Here is an 18,331-nt window from a genome sequence, read left to right as displayed (position 1 = left end):
TCCAGGCTGTCCCCCGGAGCTTATTGCGCGTGCTTGCTGAACAGATCGAACTTGCAACAATTGTGCTTTGCTACAAGGCGTCGGAAGACGTCGTCGGCGCCGTGCGCTCGTTGCTCGACCAGGACCTGCCGACGGAGATCGTCGTGGTGAATTCCGGCGGCGGCAATGTCGACGCCGTGCTGAGGCGCGCAGGCATCACCGTCCCCTGCATCGAGTATCCCGAACGGCTTTATGTCGGGGCGGCGCGCAATCGCGGCATCGACAACACCAAGGCCCCCTTCATTGCCTTCCTTGCCAGTGATTGTCGCGCCTGTCCCGGCTGGGTGGAACAGCGCCTGGTCCGCCACCGCTCCGGCGCGCGCGCGGTGGCGAGCGCCATCGCCAACAGCCACCCGCGCAACCTGGTCGCCTGTGCCGCCTATATCGGCATGTTCATGCGGCGCCTGCCCGGCCTGCCTGAAACCATGGCGATCCGCTTCGGCGCCTCGTTCGACCGCGCGCTGTTCGACGCCTTCGGCCGGTTTGACGAATCCGTTCCGGCAAGCGAGGACACCGAGTTCCTGAAACGGCTGCCGCCTGAGCTGCAGCCCGTCTGGGAGCCGAGCGTCCAGACCATCCACCTCAACGAAACGCGGCTCATGCGGCTGATGGTCGACCAGTTCCGGCGCGGCATCCGCTATGGCCGCGACATGCGCCGGATCCTCGGCAAGTCTCATCCAAGGATTGCCCGCGACGTGTTGCGCCAGTGGCGGCCGGCACGAACCCTTGCGCGCGCCGGCCTCAGTGGCAGCGACCTGACCTATGTCAGGCTGTCGATGCCGATCTTCTGGCTCACCTTGGCCGCCAAGGCCGGCGGCGTGCTGGTGTCGCAATGGTCTGCCGACAGGCCACATCCAGCCATCTCAGCCATCACCGCGCGACAGGCCGCCCCTCGATGATCTCCTGCGAAATCAAGCCGAAACTGCCGCGCTGGAAGACGCTGTTGCGGCGCAAGCAAAGGGTGATCGCCGTCTTCAGCTACCGCTTCGACGCCCATCTGGTCCCCGACCTGCTCGCCAATATCGATCCCTTCGTCGACGGCTGGGTGGCCTTCGACGACCGTGCCTCGACCGGCGTGTTCAGCAGCGAGGTCGGGCGCCGGCGATGCCTGCTCGAGGCGGCGCGGCAGGCCGGCGCCGACTGGATCCTGGCCGTCGATCCCGACGAACGCTTTGAAACCGCCGTGGCAGCCGAGATGTCGGACCTGACCAGGAAGAAGGGGCGCATCGCCTGGGGTTTCAATTTCCGCGAGCTTTATGCACCGCTGAGCTACCGCGTCGACGGGATCTGGGGGACCAAGATCCGCCATTGCCTGTTCCGGGCCTTCGACCCGGCCGAACGGACCGACACCGGCCTGCATGATTTGTGGTACCCCAAGAACGCCGGCTTCAGGGAGTTGCAGAGCGGGCTCAATCTCTATCATCTGAAGATGATCGACCCGGCGCGGCGCAGCGCGCGGCGTGATCTCTACAGCTTTCTCGATCCTGACAGCCGCGACCAGGCCATCGGCTATGATTACCTGGCCGACGAAACCGGCGTGCAACTCGAGCCCATCCCGGCCGACCGTCCTTATCATCCGCCTCACATCGACGATGGCGGTCTGTGGATGTTCGACCTCAGCGACAAGGCGGGCGCGGAAGGACAGCAGGGCTAGGCTTGTCCGGTTGAGATCACTCTGCCATTCAGGCCTGCGGCGGCCAGATGCCGCCGAAACAACCACATCGGTATTCAGCGAGCAGCTCCTGCCAAATGACCAAAATGACGTTTGAGGGCGACCAGCAGGCGGGCTAGGCAGAGAGTCTGGCCGCGGCTCCGGATTCACGCCATCGGCGGCCGCGCAAGAGCGGAGGTGACGGCTGAGACCCGAAAATGACCGCGCCTCTCGGACCGTCACATCAGGAGCAGACATCTGATGCGAGGTTCCAGGCGGCCGGCCGTCGGCGCCGGGATACCGCCATGCTAGATCAAAAAATCGCCGACGATCATATCCGCAACCTTCACGAAGCGCGTCGCGGCGCCGCCTGGCCCGGCGCTGCGCCAGTTCGTCCGCGCGCCTTCGACCAGAAGTGTCAACGCATCGACCAGCAGTTCGGCGTCGGCGGCGCCGGCGGCACTGCAGAGCTCGATCAATCGCTCCCGGTAAAGGCTGCGAAGGTCCTCGACGAACTGCCGCGCGGGATGGTCGATCTCGACCAGTTGGGCTGCGGCATCGAGAAGCTCGCAATTGCAATGTTCGACGGTGACGAATTCACCGGCGCGGCGGACCCAGTCGCTCAGTTGCGCCCTGGGATCACCGGGATTGGCGGCCTTGATGCCCTCCCAGAAGGCATCAGCTTCGCTTGCTGCCTCCTGCAGGCAGACAAACACCAGGTCGTCCTTCGAGCCGAAGTGGCGGTAGAGCGTCATCTTGTTGCTGCTTGCGGCCTCGGCGATGGCATCGACACCAATGCCCTTGATGCCATGCTTTCTGAAAAGGTCGCGCGCAGCGTCGATGATCCGTTCCCGTGGTGGACATCTGACAGCAGCTGTCATCAACGTTTCCTCGCTTCCAATCTTGTCGCTGGAACGCTCTTGACAATGTTACCGAACCGTAACATTTATCCTGTTACTAGATAGTAACATCCACATTCTGAAGTCAATATCGGGTTGTTCAGGAGCAGCGCACGGTTCCGTGTGCTGCAACGGTTTTTCGTTGCCGTCCCCAAGGCAGCCATCGACCATCACGAGCCGCCTCGGAGAGAGCCATCATGGTCAACTTCTTCATCCTGCGGCCGATCTTCGCTTCGGCGATCGCCATCATCATGGTGCTGGCAGGTGCCATCTCCTACTTCCTTCTGCCCGTCGCGCAGTTTCCCGACATCACCCCGCCCCAGATCGTGGTCGCCGCCAACTATCCCGGCGCCAGCGCGCAGGTCGTGGCCGATACGGTGACGACCCCGCTGGAGCAACAGCTGAACGGCGTGCCCGGGATGCTCTACATGTCCTCGACGAGCTCGAACGACGGGTCGGCGCGCATCATCATCTCGTTCCAGGTCGGTTATGACGTCGACATCGCCGCCATGGACGTCCAGAACCGCGTCTCGCAGGCAGCCCCCTCTTTGCCCGCCCTGGTCAACCAGGCCGGCGTTACCGTCATCAAGCAGAACCCGAACTTCAACGTGCTGGTCAATCTCAGTTCGCCTGACAAGTCGGTCGACTTCACCACGCTGTCGAACTACGCCTATCTGCAGATCCTCGACCCGATCAAGCGTCTGCCCGGCGTCGGCGACGTCCAGTTCTTCGGCGAGCGCCGCTATTCCATGCGCGTCTGGCTCGACCCCGACAAGATGGCGAGCCTCGGCGTCACCGCCGTCGATGTCCAGAACGTCATCCAGGAGCAGAACATCCAGGTCGCGGCCGGCAAGATCGGCCAGTCGCCGGCGCCATCAGGAACGCCGTTCGAGATGCAGGTCAGTGCCGTCGGCCGCCTGAGCGACCCCAAGCAGTTCGGCGAGATCATCCTTCGCGTCGATCCGGAAACGCAGGCCGCAATCCATTTGCGCGACGTGGCGCGTATCGAACTCGGCGCGCTGTCCTACTCCTCGTCCTTCAGCCTCGACGGCGAGGACAGCGTCGTGCTCGCGGTGCTTCAGGCCCCGGGCTCCAACGCGCTCGACCTGCAGAGCAGTGTCAAGGCCAAGATGGACGAGCTGTCGCAGCGCTTCCCCTCCGGCATGTCCTACAACATGTTCTACGATACGACGCGCTTCGTTTCCGCTGCCATGGACGACGTGGTCAAGACGCTCGTCGAGGCGCTGCTGCTCGTCGTCTTTGTCGTCTTCATTTTCCTTCAGAGCTGGCGCGCCACCATCATCCCGATCATCGCGATTCCGGTGTCGCTGATCGCCACCTTGACGGTGATGTATCTGCTCGGCTTCTCGCTCAACATGCTGTCGCTGCTCGGCATGGTGCTGGCGATCGGCCTGGTCGTCGACGACGCGATCGTTGTCGTCGAGAACGTCGAACGCCAGCTCGAAGACGGCCATCCGCCTCTGGAAGCGACAAAAATCGCGATGAAGGAGGTCACCGGCCCGATCATCGCGACGACGGGCGTGTTGCTCGCCGTCTTCGTCCCCGTCGCTTTCATACCTGGTGTCGCCGGCCAGCTCTACAACCAGTTCGCGCTGACGGTTGCGATCTCCTTCGCCATCTCGGCCTTCAACTCGCTGACGCTCAGCCCGGCCTTGAGTGCGGTGTTCCTGCGCCATCGCGGCGCGCCGAAATTCATCCTGTTCCGCTGGTTCAATGCCGGTTTCCACTGGCTGTCGAACGCCTATGCCGGCAGCATTCGCAGCTTCGTCCGCTGGCGCTGGGCGTTCATCGGCCTGTTCGGGCTCGCCTTATACGCAACCTACGCCTTGTCCCAGCGCATTCCCTCCACCTTCCTGCCGGTCGAAGATCAGGGCTACTTCTTCGTCGTCCTACAATTGCCTGACGGTGCGTCGGTGGAACGCACGGCAGCGGTGGCCAAGAAGTCGGAGGCGATTCTCCGCGAGCTGCCCGGCGTCGAATCCGTCGGCTCCGTCGTCGGCTTCTCCTTCCTCACCTTCGCCAACCAGTCGAATGCCGGCGTCCAGTTCGCCGTGCTCAAGCCGTGGGACGAGCGCGGCGCCGGCGAAAGTGCGACCGAGCTCAAGAACATCGCCCAGGGCAAGCTGATCCAGATTCCGGAAGCGCTGGTTCTCGCCTTCGACCCGCCCTCCATCCAGGGTCTGGGTGCGACCGGCGGCTTCGAGTTTCAGGTCGAGGACCTGACCGGCCGCGGTGCCACGGCACTCGACGAGGCGACGCAGGCCCTGCTTGCCGAGGCCCGCAAGCAGCCGGAATTGAACCCGTTCACCCTGTTCACGACCTTCAGCACCTCGACCCCGCAATATTCCTACGACCTCGATCGCAACAAGGCGAAGCTGCTCGGCCTCAACCTGCCCGACATCTTCTCGACGCTGCAGATCTATCTCGGCTCGCTCTATGTCAACGACTTCAACCTGTTCGGCCGCACCTTCCGCGTCACCCTTCAGGCCGAACAGCAGGCGCGCGCTGAGGCCACCGACATTTCACGGCTCTATGTCCGCAGCAATACAGGCGACATGGTACCGCTCAGCACGCTGGGCGCGCTGAAGGCGGTTTCGGGACCGGAAACGGTCACCCACTACAACAATTATCCCTCGGCACTCGTCAATGGTGCGGCAGCCGAAGGCTACAGTTCGAGCCAGGCGGTCGCTGCCATGGAGCGTGTCGCGGCAACCGCCCTGCCCAGGGACTTCTCCTTCGAATGGACCGGCATCACCTATCAGGAGATCCGGGCCGGCTCGATCGCCAACCTCGTCTTTGGTCTCGCGATCGTCTTCTGCTTCCTGGTTCTGGCCATGCAGTATGAAAGCTGGTCGATGCCCTTCGTCGTGCTGCTCGCCGTGCCGCTTGCCTTGCTCGGCGCATTGCTGGCGATCTGGGTGCGCGGCCTGCAGGTCGACGTCTACTCGCAGATCGGTTTCGTCATGCTGATCGGCCTCGCCGCCAAGAATGCGATCCTGATCGTCGAGTTTGCCAAGCGCAGGCGCGAGGAAGGCGTAGAAATCGTCGCTGCGGCCGTCGAAGCCGCGCGCCTCAGGCTGCGCCCGATCCTGATGACGGCCTTCGCCTTCATCCTCGGTGTCGTGCCGCTGATGCTGGCGTCAGGCGCCGGCGCGGCAAGCCGGCAGTCGATCGGCACCACCGTCTTCGGCGGCATGTTGATCGCAACCGTGCTGACCCTCGCTTTCGTTCCGATCTTCTACGTCGTCCTCGAAACCTGGCGTGAACGTTTCGCGCGCCGCTCGTTGCCCACCCAGGCGGTCGAGCCGGCCGAATAATCAGGAGTATCCAGATGCGCATTTTCAAACTCGGTCTGAACGGCAGCCTTCTCGCTTTGGCTGTGGCGGGCGGCTACCTCCTCGCTGGCTGGAACGTCGGCAGCACGACTGCCGGCGCCGCCCCATCGGCACCGGCGCCCCAGGCCATGCCGGTGCCGGTGGTCGGCGTGGTGAAGAAGACAATTCCCATCTATCTCGAATATGCCGCGCGCACCGAAGCCATCCGCAATGTCACGCTGCGCGCCAAGGCGTCAGGCTATCTGCAGGCACAGCCGGTATCTGATGGCACCGACGTCAAGGCGGGCGACCTGCTCTACCGCATCGAGGCCTCGGACTATCAGGCAGCACTTGATCAGGCCAAGGCGCAGATCGAGCGCGACCAGGCATCGCTCGAATACCTCAAGTCGAGCCTCACCCGCGGCAACAAGCTCGCCGACAACGGCTATCTCGCCAAGGACGGCTTCGACCAACGCCGGAGCGCGGTGCGACAGGCTGAAGCAGCACTTGCCATATCACGTTCGGCCTTGCGGACCGCCGAGATCAATCTGAAGAACACCGAGATCCGTGCCCCCTTCGCCGGCCGCCTCGGACGCAACCAGGCGCCGGAAGGCACGCTGGTCACCAGCTCAGCCGGCACGCCGCTCAACAATCTCGTCCAGCTCTCGCCGATCTACATCACCTTCAACCCTGGCGAGACCGAACTGGCCGAGATCCAGCAGGCCTTTGCCAATGGCACTGTCGAAACCGAGGTCATCATCCCCGGCAGCGACAGCAAGCCGCGTGAAGGCAAGCTGACCTTCATCGACAATGCCGTGGAGCGCAACACCGGCACCATTGCCGCCCGCGCGACGATCGACAACCTCGACCTGTCGCTGCTGCCCGGCCAATATGTCCGCATCCGCCTGCACATCAGGGAATTGCCGAACGCGCTGATGGTGCCGCAGACGGCCCTCGGCTCCAGCCAGTTCGGCAAATATGTCTATGTCGTCGGCAAGGACAACCTCGTCGAACAGCGCGTCGTCGCCCTGGGCCCCACCGACGGCGATCTCGTGACGCTGACCACCGGCATCAAGGAAGGCGACAAGATCATTTCCGGCAACCTCCAGAAGATATTCCCGGGGGCAGCAGTTCAACCGCTCGATGCCGGCGGCGGCTGATCATCCTGCATTTTTTGCCTGACGAGCGCAGGAGATGCGGCAACCGCAGGGACGGACGGCTTCGCGCCCCATTTCTGCTGGAGAAGGGCGTGCGCCACATGGTCCGCGTCCCCGATGCACGCATGTCCGGTACCGCTTTCGGCACGGTCGTGCTGCTTGCGACGCCTGTGGCCGCGGCCGGCTGGCACTCGTCGAGAATGGTGACATGATCGAACTCGACGTCGAGAACCGTCACTGAACGCCCGTCGGCGTTAGCGCTGGACCCGCCTGTGCCGGATATGCAAGGTGGCCCCAGAGCCTCTATGTCGAGCATGTCATGCAGACGGGCCAGTGCGCGGACCTCTTCGTCAGCTTCGTCCATATGGTCGACATGGCGATTGCCAAGGAGTTGATCGGTGCCGGCATCAAAAGTGCTGCGGCACTGATATAAAATGCGGCTGAGGCTTCAAGCTCGAGGACCGCCATGACCGCCCCACGACCTTCCAAGACACACATCGGGAACCATCGGCTGCATCCCGAAACGTTGATGCTGAGTTACGGCTTTGATCCGCAACTGTCGGAAGGAGCGGTAAAGCCGCCGGTGTTCCTCACCTCGACCTTCGTGTTCAGATCAGCCGAAGAGGGGCGCGATTTCTTCGATTTCGTCTCCGGCCGCAAGGAGCCGCCGAGCGGAACCGGAGCCGGACTCGTCTACTCGCGCTTCAATCATCCCAACAGCGAAATCGTCGAGGATCGCCTGGCCATTTACGAAGGTGCTGAGGCCTGCATCTTGTTCTCGTCCGGCATGTCAGCGATCGCGACCACCTTGCTGGCCTTCGCGCGTCCGGGTGATGCCATCGTGCATTCACAGCCCCTTTATGGCGGCACCGAAACGCTGTTTGCTAAAACCTTGGCCAATTTCGGCATTCATGCTGTTGGCTTCGCCGACGGTGTTGATGAAGCCGCCATTCGCGCGGCGGCGGATGAAGGCTGCCAGCAAGGCCGCGTCTCGGTGATCTTTATCGAAACGCCGTCGAATCCGACCAACACGCTGGTCGATTTCTTGGCTGTCGCACGCATCGCCGATGAGATCGCCGCCAAACAGGGCCATCGCCCAGTCATCGTGTGCGACAACACGTTGCTCGGACCGGTGTTCCAGCGCCCGCTCGACCACGGTGTCGACATTTCGGTCTATTCCCTGACCAAATATGTTGGCGGCCATTCAGACCTGATCGCCGGGGCGGCCCTCGGCAGCAAGGCCGTCACCAAACCGATCAAGGCACTCAGGGGAGCGATTGGCACGCAACTCGATCCCCACTCTTGCTGGATGCTCGGCCGCTCGCTGGAAACGCTGAGCATTCGTATGGAGAAGGCCAACGCCAACGCCCGCATCGCCGCCGAATTCCTGGCAGAGCATCCGAAGGTCGCAAGGGTGGCCTATCTGCCGTTCCTCGGCGAAGGCACCCCCGCTGCCAATGTCTTCAAGACACAATGCACAGGCGCCGGGTCGACGTTCTCGTTCGACATTGTCGGTGGGCAGGCCGCAGCGTTCGCCTTTCTCAATGCCTTGCAGATATTCAAGCTTGCCGTGAGCCTCGGCGGCACGGAATCACTGGCGAGCCACCCGGCCGCGATGACCCATTCGGGTGTGCCCAAAGACGTCCGGGAACGGATCGGCGTTCTTGAAATCGACAATAAGGCTGTCGATCGGCGTCGAGCACCCCGACGACCTGGTCGCCGACCTTACGCAGGCGTTAGCTGTCGTCTGACGGTGTTTTCAACGCGTGGCATCGATCACCGCTCGGCGTTTTGTCCCTGCCACGGGATGGCCTCCCGGGCGAAATTGGAAACTGTCAACGCCTGCCAACCGAAAGCAAACCATGCTGGGAGAGATTGAAATTCCGCGGATTTGTACTGCGTGCCGCAGCGTTTCTGCTCCCTAGTGCCCACGGATCGGAACTGCCACGCGGTTGCGCCGCCGACAGGAATTGCCGACAGCCTCTTTGCAAATATCGTTGACGACTGGCTTCAGGGTTCCTCAGGCAAGAATGCCGCCGCGTCCGTTTCGAGACATGATCATCCATGGCTCGATTGACACGGGCGCCTGTTCCAGGATGCCTGCCGAACGCGCAAAGCAGTGCAGGGCATTCCGAGCACCGTCGAGGTGAAGTCGGTTCTCGCGCACGGCCTGACATGCACGATAGGCGGACTGATAGATCGGTCCGCGCCTGCTTTCCGGCCACGAGGCCAGGAAGGCCAGAGCATCGCCAATGCACTCAATCTCACGAATTCGAGTTGCTTGCATCACGTACGAATATGGAGCGGTCGAAGGCCTGAGCTCTCATTACTTTCTCCCTTTGTCGCCTGCTTATTTGCGGGCAAGCGTTGATGACATTCCGTAGCGTCAATCAGGCAAAAAAGTGGCGGGCGGCCGCTCGGCGTTCAATAAGTGGATCGACGAGTATGCCGGCCTCGAGGCACCGCGGCTCCTCGTCTTCGACGATGGTCGTCGGACTCCATTGTCGTAGCCTTGATGGCGCATAGCGATCCAGGGGCTTCCGAGCTTAGGCCGCGCGAGCCATTGTCCCTACGGGTAGTAGCCGGCTACCAAAGGTCAGCGGACGTGCTTGTAGACAGTGGTGCGGGAGAGGCCAAGCATCCGCGCAGTCCTCGAAACATTGTCACCCACAGCGCGAAACGCGCTTCTGATCTCGCGGCATTTGTGCCGGCTCAGCGGATGGTCGCGGCAATCTTCACAACAGTCTTCGGCCGCCTTCTCCTGGTCAGCGAAGGATTCCTCGTCGACGAATTCGAGATGCCGCCGCACCAGCGCGCGCTGCAGGACCGAATGCAGCTCGCGGATATTGCCCGGCCAGCTGCGCCGCGACAGCCGCGCGATCGCGGCATCGGTGATGGCAGTACCCGGCGCGATCTTCTGCATGAGATGCTGGACGACCAAGGCGAAATCCGACCGAGATCGCAGCGGCGGCATGCGGACGGTATAGGCGTTGAGACGATAAAGCAGATCGGCGCGAAAAGCGCGTGATGCGACCATCTCCTCAAGGTTGCGGTTGGTCGCCGAGACGATCTGCACGTCGACCTTGTGCGTCTTCTGGCCGCCGACCGCGCGTAGCTCCATGCTGTCGAGGAATCGCAGCAGGGCCGTCTGCGCAGAAGGCGGGATGTCGGCGACCTCATCCAGGAACAGCGTGCCGCGGTCGGCCGTGCGGGCAAGACCCAGTGCGCCCTCCGCACGCGCATTGGTGAAGGCGCCGCGCTCGTGGCCGAAAATCTCCGCGATGAAAAGAGCCTCGGGCACGGCACCGCAGTTCAGTGCCACGAACTCACCCTTGCGGCCGCTGAGGGCGTGGACATGCCGCGCCATCAACTCCTTGCCGGTGCCGGTTTCACCGGTCACGTGGACGGGCATGCGCAGCGCCACGGCCTCTGCAAGCTCGGCCGTTGCTCGCTTGAGTTCGTGATCCTCGCATACGAAGTTCGGCGCGCCTGGCGAGGCAAGCAACGCTGTCACTGTGCTGCTGCGGCACGGCGTTTCGATGGTGCCGCGCTGGCCGATCTGTCGGCACACCATGAACACGCAGCTGCCGGCGCGGTCGCGTATCCGAATGACGCCGCCATTCAGAAGCCCGTCCATCGCCGCGCCGAAACCCGCTTCGAACAAGGCGTCGAAATGCACGCCGAGTGCTGTCGACAGCCCGGCAAGGAGGCTGGTGGCGGGGCGGTTGAGCGACAAGACCTCGCCGTCCTTGGATACGGCCAGAAGGCCTGCCGACAACGTGTCGAGATACTCCACTCGCGGATGGAAGGCGAAGATGAAGCTTTCCGCACGCTCCTGGAAGATCAAGCCATTCTCGATCTGCGAGGCGGCCATCCTGACCAGCGCATGCGTGTGCTGCTGGCGTGCCTCTTCGGAGCAGGACGCGTCGAGCAATCCGAGAGTGCGGCCGCCGGAATCGAGAATCGGCGCTGCCATGCAGCTCAGATGCCCGTGACAGGAAAAATAATGCTCGCGCCCATAGATGGCGACCGGCTCGCGCCTCAACGCGGCGAGGCCAAGCGCATTGGTGCCGCGATCGCTTTCGTTCCAGACGCTTCCGGGGATGATCGAACGTCCGGCTGCGCTGTCGGCAAAGCGCTGGTCGCTGATCGTGTCGAGTACCACGCCGTCGGCGTCTCCCAGCGCGATCATGAAATTCGAGCCGGCAATCTGGGAGTGCAGGAGCTGCATTTCGGCGAGCGCCAGGCGCCGCAGGGCAGCACTCGCCTCGCGCCGGCGATTGACGTCGACAAAGGCGATCACTCCGCCTTGCGGCGTGGCGCGTGGATCGAGGCCGAGGTCGCGGCAGCGCAGCCAGCTTTCGGCAACGGCCGGGGACAGCGCGCCGGCGGGAAAGCGGTCGCCTCGTTCGAGCGCTGCGCGGGCGCGGTCAATTCCGGACAGGTGTTGCATGGTTCTTCCCAGATGATTTTGCCGGCCAGAAGGCCCGGCCGGAACTGCGGGTTTGCGGTAGCCAGAAACTGAACAGTTTGTCGGTTCGACCGTTCATTCGATGGACGGATGCGAAACGGTGCCTTTCGCACAACGTATTGATTCTATTGCCGATGTGCAGTTGGCACATGACTTGCGTCGCATCTTGGCGACGGCCGGACCAAGGTTTCCGGCTGCAAGGGAGAGAAAGATGAAAGCGCAGGTTCTGACCAACTACGACGACAGCCTGAAGGCCGACCAGTGGGTGTCGCTTCAGGATGTTCCCGACCCGAAGATCAACAAGTCGACCGACGTGATCGTCCGTATCGGCGGCGCCGGCGTGTGCCGAACCGACCTGCACATCATCGAGGGCGTCTGGCGTCCGCATATGGATCCCAACGGCAGCCAGTTGTTGCCGCTGATCATGGGCCACGAGAATGCCGGCTGGGTCGAGGCGGTGGGCAAGGAAGTGGAAGGCATCAAGGTTGGTGATCCGGTGATCGTTCATCCCAAGATTTCGGGCGGCACCTGCCTGGCATGCCGGCGCGGCTTCGACATGCACGGGCCGGGCAAGTTCCCCGGGCTCGACTGCAACGGCGGTTATGCTGAGTATCTGTGCACCTCCGAACGCAACATCGTGCCGCTGCCGAAGACGCTGTCGCCCAAGGAAGTCGCTCCTTATGCCGACGCCGGCCTGACGGCCTACCGTGCGGTCAAGAAGGCGACACGCCATCTTCTGCCAGGCGAGGCCTGTGTCGTCATCGGCGCCGGCGGCCTCGGTCATATCGGCATCCAGTGCCTGAAGGCGATGTGTGCGGCAGATGTGATCGTCGTCGACAAGTCCGAAGCTTCGCTGGCTCTGGCTGCCAAGATCGGCGCCGACAAGCTGGTCCTTGCCGATGGCAACCAGGTCGAGGCTGTCCTGTCCTTGACCGAGGGGCAAGGTGCCGAGGCCGTCATCGACTTCGTCGGCGAGCGCGGCACCACCACCAAGGGTCTCGCCATGACGCGGTCGATGGGTAGCTATTATGTTGTTGGCTATGGCGAGGACATCCGCGTGCCCACGGTGGACATGGTGATTACCGAGAAGAACATCATCGGCAACCTGGTCGGCACCTGGGCCGAGCTGGTCGAATTGATGGCGCTTGCAGACCGCGGCCTCGTCGAACTGACGACTGTCGAGTATCGGCTCGCCGATGCCAACCGCGCGCTGCACGACCTCAACAACGGCAAGATCCACGGCCGCGCCGTGCTGATCCCGTAAGGTTGTTTGCCGGCGCGGCTCCAGGCCTGGCCGAGAGATCGACAGTTCCGCTGCCGGATGTAGGGCCGGCGGCGGAGCGCTCGGGCGACGGCGCGCCGGCGAGCCGGCAACAGCGCTCGCGCCCAACGACTGTGTTGCAACGGGAGGAAGACACAGGTGGGAGAGACCAATATGCTGCAGAGTCCTGGCAACCCAGGCGCCGCAGCGATTCCAGCAGGTGAGCCGCTCGCTCCGGATTGCCGGCCATTCGACCAGCATCCGGCTTGAATCGGCCTTCTGGAACGTGCTCGACGAGATCGCCCGAGGCGAGGGGTTGTCGACCTCGAAGCTCATCTCTGCGCTGCACGATGAAGCTGTCGAAATCCATGAGGGCGTATCGAACCTCGCATCGATGTTGCGGACGGTCTGCCTGCTCCATCAGAGGGAACAGGCAGGGAGTGCAGACGGGCGGCAGGCTCGGGCATGACCTGTTCGCCAGTCCGCCTGGTGCCCCAGAGCTTCGTTCCGATTGAATCGGAACGAGGCTCTGTACTTCTTCCCGGAACATGATCTCATCTGAAAACCGGTTGCCGTTGTTCGCGACGCGGACCTGCGGCTCGGGATGATGCTCTAGTTCGACTTGGCCTCGCCGGCCCGATTTTCGCCGATCCGGTTTTCGGCGATCCAGCGTGCCGCCAGCACCAGCGCGCCCATGCTGAAATCCTTGCCATGCTTCGCCACCATGTCCTCGGATAGTTTTGCGAGCTGCTGGAAGAACTCGTCCTTGCTCTGTTCATCAGTGGTGAGTTGGGTTTGCATTGTTTCCTCCTGGTTGCGTGTTACTTGAACATCTGATGAGGGAAGGTGACGAGCGCGGCGGTGCCGCTGGCGTCACCAAGAGCGAGGTGGCTGCCGTCCGCAGACCAGGCCATTGCCGTGACCGGGCTGCCTGCGGGCCGGACCAGCATTTCGTCGCGCCCGCCGATCTGGGCAATCACGATCTGTCCATTGGCGTAGCCGGCTGCCACGAGCCCGGTTTTCGGGTGGGCAGCCACGGCCTCGACCAGCACGAGGCCAGGGCGGCCGGTCGCCAGCGCTGCGCGGCCGTCGCCGGTCCGCGGCGCTCCCGAAGACCATGCCGCGATGCGGAACGCACCCGAGGCGACCAGCGCGTTTGCCGGGCCGCTCCAGGACAGGGTTCGCACCGTCGCAGGGAAGTCGGGGATCACCTCGACGTGTCCGCCGGATAGGTCGACGAAGCCGAAGCCGCCGCTTTCAAGGCTGCAGGCAAGCGTCGTGCCATCAGCCTTCCATCGCAATGAATGCGGGCGCGAGGGCAGGCTGATTTCCTGCAGTGCTGCCGCCCCGCTTTCGAGCCTCCAGATTGACAGGCCGTCGGCGTACGATGCGGCGACCTGGTTCCCGTCCGGGGATATGGCGAGCGCCTCTATGTGCGAACCGGGGCCGCGTCCATAGCGCGCAATGTCGCCCGATCCGCGCGAAAGATAGAGATGGTCGCCGTCGGTCGCGACCGTGATGCCGGTCTGCTCGGAATGGTCGACCGCTATGATCGGGCCATTCTCTGTCCTAAACAACGTGCTCTCAACCTCGCCCGAGTGGCTCAGGCACAGGACGTCGCCGGTTCCGCCACCGCAGACAAATCCCGACCCTCGATATGCTGCAAGAGGGGCATCGCCATCGTTGCGAATGGTGGCGGCGATGATTGGCGCGGGCGGGTTCTTTCGCGGCCTGATCGTCGTTTGGCCGAGATCGGCACTGACCCTGATCCGCTCCTCAGGCGGCTCGGTATCAGTGGTTGGCGCGATGGCCACGCTGCCATCGGTGCCGGAAAACGCAACGACCGTCCCGTCGGCGCTGAAGCGGACATCGGCGATAGGAGATGGGCGCTTCCAGCTGCGCGCCAGGAGCTCGAACAGGGTCAAGTTGCGAATGGTCTGCTGGTTCATGTCTTCCTCCCGTCAGGTCTGTTGCGCCGTCGCGAGCAGGTGGTCCAGTTCGGCGACCTCCCGTTCGGCATCGGAAATCCGATCGTCGCATTCGGTCTGCGTGGCCCGGATCGCCTCGGCGTTCTTCCCTGCCTTATGCAATTCCCGCACCAGTTGGGCGGAGGCACCCGTTTTGCCGATTTCAAGCTCGATGCGCAGCATTTCCATCTCGGTGCCGGCAAGCGACTGGAGAAGCTTCAGCGCCTGCGCGTTGAGTGTCGAAATCTCGCCGACCAGCATCAGGCGCTGCTGGAGCAGTTCGGTCGCGGAGGGAACTTGATCGTTCATTGCAATCCCCTATCGTTACGAACTGAATGCGAGGACGGGCCCGGATCGGTGGAAGGTGAGGCGGCGGAATGTTCGATACGATCGGCAAGCCATTCTTCGAGGCTCTGCGCGCGGCTGCCGAACCAAGACTGGGACGCGAACATCCTTGCCTCGCTGCGATTGAACGGGCGGCGGGAGAGGGTGGCGGGGACGCTACGGTGGAGGCGCAAGCCACACTCGCCGCCCTCGATCCGGATATGCTGGCCAGCCTGATGGCCGATGCCCACAAGCCGCTGCGCGAAAGCCCCGTGTCGATGCCGGGCGCGTGGCAAGGCGGCGGCGTCCGGCACTGAAAGGCTTGTCATTGCCCGTCTTCCGGAGTGTTGGACGTCGGGCTTTCCCATCTGGACAGCAGATTTGGCAGACCTGGAACCTGTGACCTGACCTGCTTTTCCGCCGCCTCGATGTGGCTCTTGAGATCATCCCAGATGTCGACGCGAAGCAACGAGGTGGTGTCGCCGATGAGCCGCTCGATCTCATCGACATGGAACTGACGCGACAGCGAGACACCTGAAAAGACGAAGTCGCGCAGCATGATGGCATGGCGTTCGATGAACGAATGGATCATCGGATGGGTCTGCGGGGTCATGCCGGCTGAACCCAATTCGTTTTCGATGAAATCCTGGAAATGGCGTTGCAGCCGATGCTGGCTTTCGCCGAGGAACCGCATGGTGAAGATCAGGTCGCGCGGCATCAGGCGGACCAGATCAGTTGCCACGTCCTGATCGTGGCCTAGCGGCTCCGGCAGTCCATCCTTGTCCGTCATGGTCATTTCCAGATGAAGCAGCGAGCCATTGCTCGCGATCCGGTCTAGATATTCCAAATAACGGTTGATGTCTATTGATGGTTGTTGTGCGTTTGCGAACAAATGATACTGCAAATGCGAAATATAAACGTTCGTTACACATGTAAATTACGTATGTAAAATAACGTTACACTTTCGTTGCCTCAATCCTTTGCCTGCAGTCACTGGGCCGCGTTTAGGCGGCCCATCGGGCGTTTCGCCGAGTTGGCACACCCCTTGCATAGTACTTTCGCATAAGAAGCCCGCCGCATCGACGCGGTGCCACAAGAACGAAGGAATGGAGGAGGCAGGTTTCGGTCAGTCCCGAGCGATAGTACGCCCATGATGCGGGCGGCGTCAGCGGGTTGCCGAACGGCTCTTCCGGCACCTTTGCCACGATCCACTTGAACGGCCGGACCCGGGTCGCGCCTGAATGCGCATCCCTTTGTCATGCCGCTCGAAATCTCGCTGGCGGTGCAGAGCGCCGCTTCATGCCCGGGTCAGGTGACCTGCGGCTCAAACCTGGTGGAGGCTTATTGCTATGACGTCTTTGACGCTCAACAAGATTACCTCGCAACGCGGCATCTCCGTGGGCGAGGCGACAAAGAAGATATCCGACCTTGGTTGGAACCCGACTTACGTCCAGGAAGCGATGACGTTTCCGACGGACTACAAGATTGCCAAGGCACCGCGCGATCCGATGAAGCAGGTGCTGCGGTCTTATTTCCCGATGCAGGAAGAAAAAGACAATCGCGTTTACGGCGCGCTCGACGCAGCACTGCGCGGCGACATGTTCCGAAACGTCGAGCCGCGTTGGGTCGAGTGGATGAAGCTTTTCCTCGCCATCATCCCCTTCCCGGAAATCTCGGCCGCCCGCTCCATGGCAATGGTGGCGCGCCTGGCCCCCGGCGAAGACCTGCGTACCGGCTTCACCATGCAGATGGTCGATGAGTTCCGTCACTCGACCATCCAGATGAATCTGAAGAAATGGTACATGGAGAACTACATCGATCCGGCCGGCTTCGACATTACGGAAGAAGCCTTCGGCAAGTGCTACGCCACGACGATTGGCCGTCAGTTCGGTGAAGGTTTCATCACCGGCGACACGATGACTTCGGCCTGTATGTACCTGACGGTGGTCGCCGAGACCGCCTTCACCAACACGCTCTTTGTCGCAATGCCCTCGGAAGCCGCCCGCAACGGCGACTATGCGCTACCGACAGTGTTCCTGTCGGTTCAGTCCGACGAGAGCCGGCATATCGGCAATGGTCACTCGCTGCTGATGGCTGCGCTGAAGGAGCCGGAGAACCATCTCCTGCTCGAGCGCGACCTGCGTTACGCCTTCTGGCAGAACCACGCCATTGTCGACGCCGCGATCGGCACCTTCATCGAATACGGCACCACCAACCGCGACAAGGACAAGGAGTCCTATGCGGAGATGTGGCACCGCTGGATCTTCGAAGACTACTACCGCACCTACATGCTGCCGCTGGAGAAGTACGGCATCAAGATCCATCACGATGACGTCCACGAAGCGTGGAACCGCATCACCAAGAAGCTCTACGTCCACAAGGTCGCGCAGTTCTTCGCGGTCGGCTGGCCGGTGAATTTCTGGCGCATCGAAGCCCAGACCGACAAGGACTTCGAGTGGTTCGAACAGAAGTATCCGGGCTGGTACGCGCAGTTCGGCGACTTCTGGAAGTGGTACGACAAGCTCAGCCATCGCGGCGAAAAGATCATCACCTTCAACGAAGACGTCGGCTACGTCTATCCGCACCGCTGCTGGAGCTGCCTCGTGCCTTGCCTCATCCGCGAGGACATGGTGGTCGATGAGATCGACGGTAAGCTGCACACCTTCGCCCATGAACTCGACCGCTGGACGGCCGTCGAGGCCTTCGCCGACGAGTACCAGGGCCGGCCGACGCCGGCGATGGGCCGCTTCAGCGGCAAGCGCGAGTGGGAGACGCTCTATGATGGCTGGGATCTGGCCGATGCGATCAAGGACCTGAACTTCGTCCGTTCCGATGGCAAGACGCTTGTCCCGCAGCCGCATCTGCGCTTCGACCCGAAGGAGATGTGGACGCTCGATGACGTGCGCGGCCACACCCTCGGATCGCCGTTGAACGCGCTCCGCGCAATGTCGCCGGCCGATCGCGAAAAGCACCTCGCCGAGTATCGCGCTGGCTTCACCATCTCGCCGTTCAATTGACGGTCAGGCGGGCCGGCCACCGCCGGCCCGCCCACCGCTTGGTGGTCGACATGACACGCGCCCGCTTCGCCCTGCCCATCGCCATCGCGGCCTGGGCTGCAATCGCCGCAACCGTCTTCACCGTCACAGGGGCCCATCCGCCCGCCGACGACTGGAGAAAGGTGACGGCCGGCTACAAGGGCTCGCTCGGTCAGAAACCAAGAGCACCAG

16 protein-coding genes and 1 pseudogene are annotated in these 18,331 nt (G+C 62.7%); 9 read left to right on the top strand and 8 right to left on the bottom strand.

The annotated features are described in order from the left end of the window. Window positions 1-29: 29 nt before the first annotated feature. The gene (locus ACHMW7_RS23680; protein WP_395447880.1) at window positions 30-938 is read left to right on the top strand and encodes a glycosyltransferase family 2 protein; all 909 of its coding nucleotides are present in this window, start codon (window positions 30-32) and stop codon (window positions 936-938) included. Beyond that, complete coding sequence (locus tag ACHMW7_RS23675; RefSeq protein ID WP_395447879.1) at window positions 935-1,693, top strand: hypothetical protein; 759 nt, start codon at window positions 935-937, stop codon at window positions 1,691-1,693. The genes ACHMW7_RS23680 and ACHMW7_RS23675 overlap by 4 nt, the downstream gene beginning before the upstream one ends. A gap of 305 nt (window positions 1,694-1,998) precedes the next feature. Here the strand turns inward: ACHMW7_RS23675 and ACHMW7_RS23670 are convergent, their stop codons facing one another. After that, a complete protein-coding gene (locus ACHMW7_RS23670) occupies window positions 1,999-2,571 on the bottom strand; it encodes a TetR/AcrR family transcriptional regulator (protein ID WP_395447878.1) in 573 nt (190 codons plus the stop codon). 215 nt (window positions 2,572-2,786) lie between these two features. On the opposite strand from ACHMW7_RS23670, the gene ACHMW7_RS23665 reads away from it, so the two are divergent. From ACHMW7_RS23665 to ACHMW7_RS23655, 3 genes and pseudogenes are all read left to right on the top strand, one after another. Further along, on the top strand, window positions 2,787-5,927 hold the full coding sequence (locus ACHMW7_RS23665) for an efflux RND transporter permease subunit (protein WP_395447877.1): 3,141 nt from the start codon (window positions 2,787-2,789) through the stop codon (window positions 5,925-5,927). Window positions 5,928-5,941: 14 nt separating this feature from the next. Further along, entirely contained in the window at window positions 5,942-7,084 is a 1,143-nt protein-coding gene (locus ACHMW7_RS23660; RefSeq protein WP_395447876.1) for an efflux RND transporter periplasmic adaptor subunit, read from the top strand. A gap of 463 nt (window positions 7,085-7,547) precedes the next feature. After that, window positions 7,548-8,832: pseudogene (locus ACHMW7_RS23655) on the top strand (cystathionine gamma-synthase family protein). A 269-nt stretch (window positions 8,833-9,101) separates the two neighbouring features. Here ACHMW7_RS23655 and ACHMW7_RS23650 read toward each other — a convergent pair. Beyond that, window positions 9,102-9,368, bottom strand: coding sequence for a DUF982 domain-containing protein (locus tag ACHMW7_RS23650; protein WP_395451421.1), 267 nt, complete (start codon window positions 9,366-9,368; stop codon window positions 9,102-9,104). Between the two features lie 309 nt (window positions 9,369-9,677). Next, window positions 9,678-11,534 carry a sigma-54-dependent Fis family transcriptional regulator gene (locus ACHMW7_RS23645; RefSeq protein ID WP_395447875.1) on the bottom strand — a complete coding sequence of 619 codons (1,857 nt, stop codon included), beginning with the start codon at window positions 11,532-11,534 and terminating at the stop codon, window positions 9,678-9,680. 229 nt (window positions 11,535-11,763) lie between these two features. Between ACHMW7_RS23645 and ACHMW7_RS23640 the strand changes: the two genes are divergently transcribed. Beyond that, entirely contained in the window at window positions 11,764-12,816 is a 1,053-nt protein-coding gene (locus tag ACHMW7_RS23640) for an NAD(P)-dependent alcohol dehydrogenase (protein WP_395447874.1), read from the top strand. A 217-nt stretch (window positions 12,817-13,033) separates the two neighbouring features. Then, on the top strand, window positions 13,034-13,282 hold the full coding sequence (locus ACHMW7_RS23635) for a ribbon-helix-helix domain-containing protein (RefSeq protein WP_395447873.1): 249 nt from the start codon (window positions 13,034-13,036) through the stop codon (window positions 13,280-13,282). Between the two features lie 143 nt (window positions 13,283-13,425). Here ACHMW7_RS23635 and ACHMW7_RS23630 read toward each other — a convergent pair whose 3' ends face one another. Genes ACHMW7_RS23630 through ACHMW7_RS23620 form a run of 3 tightly spaced genes read right to left on the bottom strand, consistent with a single transcriptional unit; the run spans window position 13,426 to window position 15,089 of the window. Beyond that, window positions 13,426-13,614 (bottom strand): hypothetical protein, encoded by a 189-nt coding sequence (locus ACHMW7_RS23630; RefSeq protein WP_395447872.1) that lies wholly within the window; start codon window positions 13,612-13,614, stop codon window positions 13,426-13,428. A 20-nt stretch (window positions 13,615-13,634) separates the two neighbouring features. After that, window positions 13,635-14,762: a hypothetical protein gene (locus tag ACHMW7_RS23625; protein ID WP_395447871.1), complete on the bottom strand. Its 1,128-nt coding sequence runs from the start codon at window positions 14,760-14,762 to the stop codon at window positions 13,635-13,637. A 12-nt stretch (window positions 14,763-14,774) separates the two neighbouring features. Beyond that, window positions 14,775-15,089, bottom strand: coding sequence for a hypothetical protein (locus ACHMW7_RS23620; RefSeq protein WP_395447870.1), 315 nt, complete (start codon window positions 15,087-15,089; stop codon window positions 14,775-14,777). Window positions 15,090-15,157: 68 nt separating this feature from the next. Between ACHMW7_RS23620 and ACHMW7_RS23615 the strand changes: the two genes are divergently transcribed. Next, window positions 15,158-15,421, top strand: a complete 264-nt coding sequence (locus ACHMW7_RS23615) for a hypothetical protein (RefSeq protein WP_395447869.1) — start codon at window positions 15,158-15,160, stop codon at window positions 15,419-15,421. 8 nt (window positions 15,422-15,429) lie between these two features. On the opposite strand, the gene ACHMW7_RS23610 is transcribed toward ACHMW7_RS23615, so the two are convergent. Continuing rightward, window positions 15,430-15,894: a hypothetical protein gene (locus tag ACHMW7_RS23610; protein WP_395447868.1), complete on the bottom strand. Its 465-nt coding sequence runs from the start codon at window positions 15,892-15,894 to the stop codon at window positions 15,430-15,432. Between the two features lie 559 nt (window positions 15,895-16,453). Between ACHMW7_RS23610 and ACHMW7_RS23605 the strand changes: the two genes are divergently transcribed. Then, window positions 16,454-18,121, top strand: a complete 1,668-nt coding sequence (locus ACHMW7_RS23605) for an aromatic/alkene/methane monooxygenase hydroxylase/oxygenase subunit alpha (RefSeq protein WP_395447867.1) — start codon at window positions 16,454-16,456, stop codon at window positions 18,119-18,121. Here ACHMW7_RS23605 and ACHMW7_RS23600 read toward each other — a convergent pair. Then, on the bottom strand, window positions 18,114-18,248 hold the full coding sequence (locus ACHMW7_RS23600) for a hypothetical protein (RefSeq protein ID WP_395447866.1): 135 nt from the start codon (window positions 18,246-18,248) through the stop codon (window positions 18,114-18,116). The two genes, ACHMW7_RS23605 and ACHMW7_RS23600, sit on opposite strands and share 8 nt — an antisense overlap. Window positions 18,249-18,331 lie beyond the last annotated feature (83 nt).

Origin of the sequence: Aminobacter sp. UC22_36 (assembly GCF_044056035.1) — a bacterium.
In the GTDB taxonomy this organism is placed as follows: domain Bacteria; phylum Pseudomonadota; class Alphaproteobacteria; order Rhizobiales; family Rhizobiaceae; genus Aminobacter.
This window is presented reverse-complemented; position numbering and strand designations above follow the sequence as displayed.

What these genes read in the sequence shown, in the direction of transcription:
- ACHMW7_RS23615 (WP_395447869.1), top strand. Translation starts at nt 15,158, where the DNA reads ATGTTCGATACGATCGGCAAGCCATTCTTCGAGGCTCTGCGCGCGGCT.
- ACHMW7_RS23675 (WP_395447879.1), top strand. Translation starts at nt 935, where the DNA reads ATGATCTCCTGCGAAATCAAGCCGAAACTGCCGCGCTGGAAGACGCTG.
- ACHMW7_RS23670 (WP_395447878.1), bottom strand. Translation starts at nt 2,571, where the DNA reads ATGACAGCTGCTGTCAGATGTCCACCACGGGAACGGATCATCGACGCT.
- ACHMW7_RS23605 (WP_395447867.1), top strand. Translation starts at nt 16,454, where the DNA reads ATGACGTCTTTGACGCTCAACAAGATTACCTCGCAACGCGGCATCTCC.
- ACHMW7_RS23625 (WP_395447871.1), bottom strand. Translation starts at nt 14,762, where the DNA reads ATGAACCAGCAGACCATTCGCAACTTGACCCTGTTCGAGCTCCTGGCG.
- ACHMW7_RS23645 (WP_395447875.1), bottom strand. Translation starts at nt 11,534, where the DNA reads ATGCAACACCTGTCCGGAATTGACCGCGCCCGCGCAGCGCTCGAACGA.
- ACHMW7_RS23650 (WP_395451421.1), bottom strand. Translation starts at nt 9,368, where the DNA reads ATGCAAGCAACTCGAATTCGTGAGATTGAGTGCATTGGCGATGCTCTG.
- ACHMW7_RS23640 (WP_395447874.1), top strand. Translation starts at nt 11,764, where the DNA reads ATGAAAGCGCAGGTTCTGACCAACTACGACGACAGCCTGAAGGCCGAC.
- ACHMW7_RS23620 (WP_395447870.1), bottom strand. Translation starts at nt 15,089, where the DNA reads ATGAACGATCAAGTTCCCTCCGCGACCGAACTGCTCCAGCAGCGCCTG.
- ACHMW7_RS23665 (WP_395447877.1), top strand. Translation starts at nt 2,787, where the DNA reads ATGGTCAACTTCTTCATCCTGCGGCCGATCTTCGCTTCGGCGATCGCC.
- ACHMW7_RS23630 (WP_395447872.1), bottom strand. Translation starts at nt 13,614, where the DNA reads ATGCAAACCCAACTCACCACTGATGAACAGAGCAAGGACGAGTTCTTC.
- ACHMW7_RS23660 (WP_395447876.1), top strand. Translation starts at nt 5,942, where the DNA reads ATGCGCATTTTCAAACTCGGTCTGAACGGCAGCCTTCTCGCTTTGGCT.
- ACHMW7_RS23610 (WP_395447868.1), bottom strand. Translation starts at nt 15,894, where the DNA reads ATGACGGACAAGGATGGACTGCCGGAGCCGCTAGGCCACGATCAGGAC.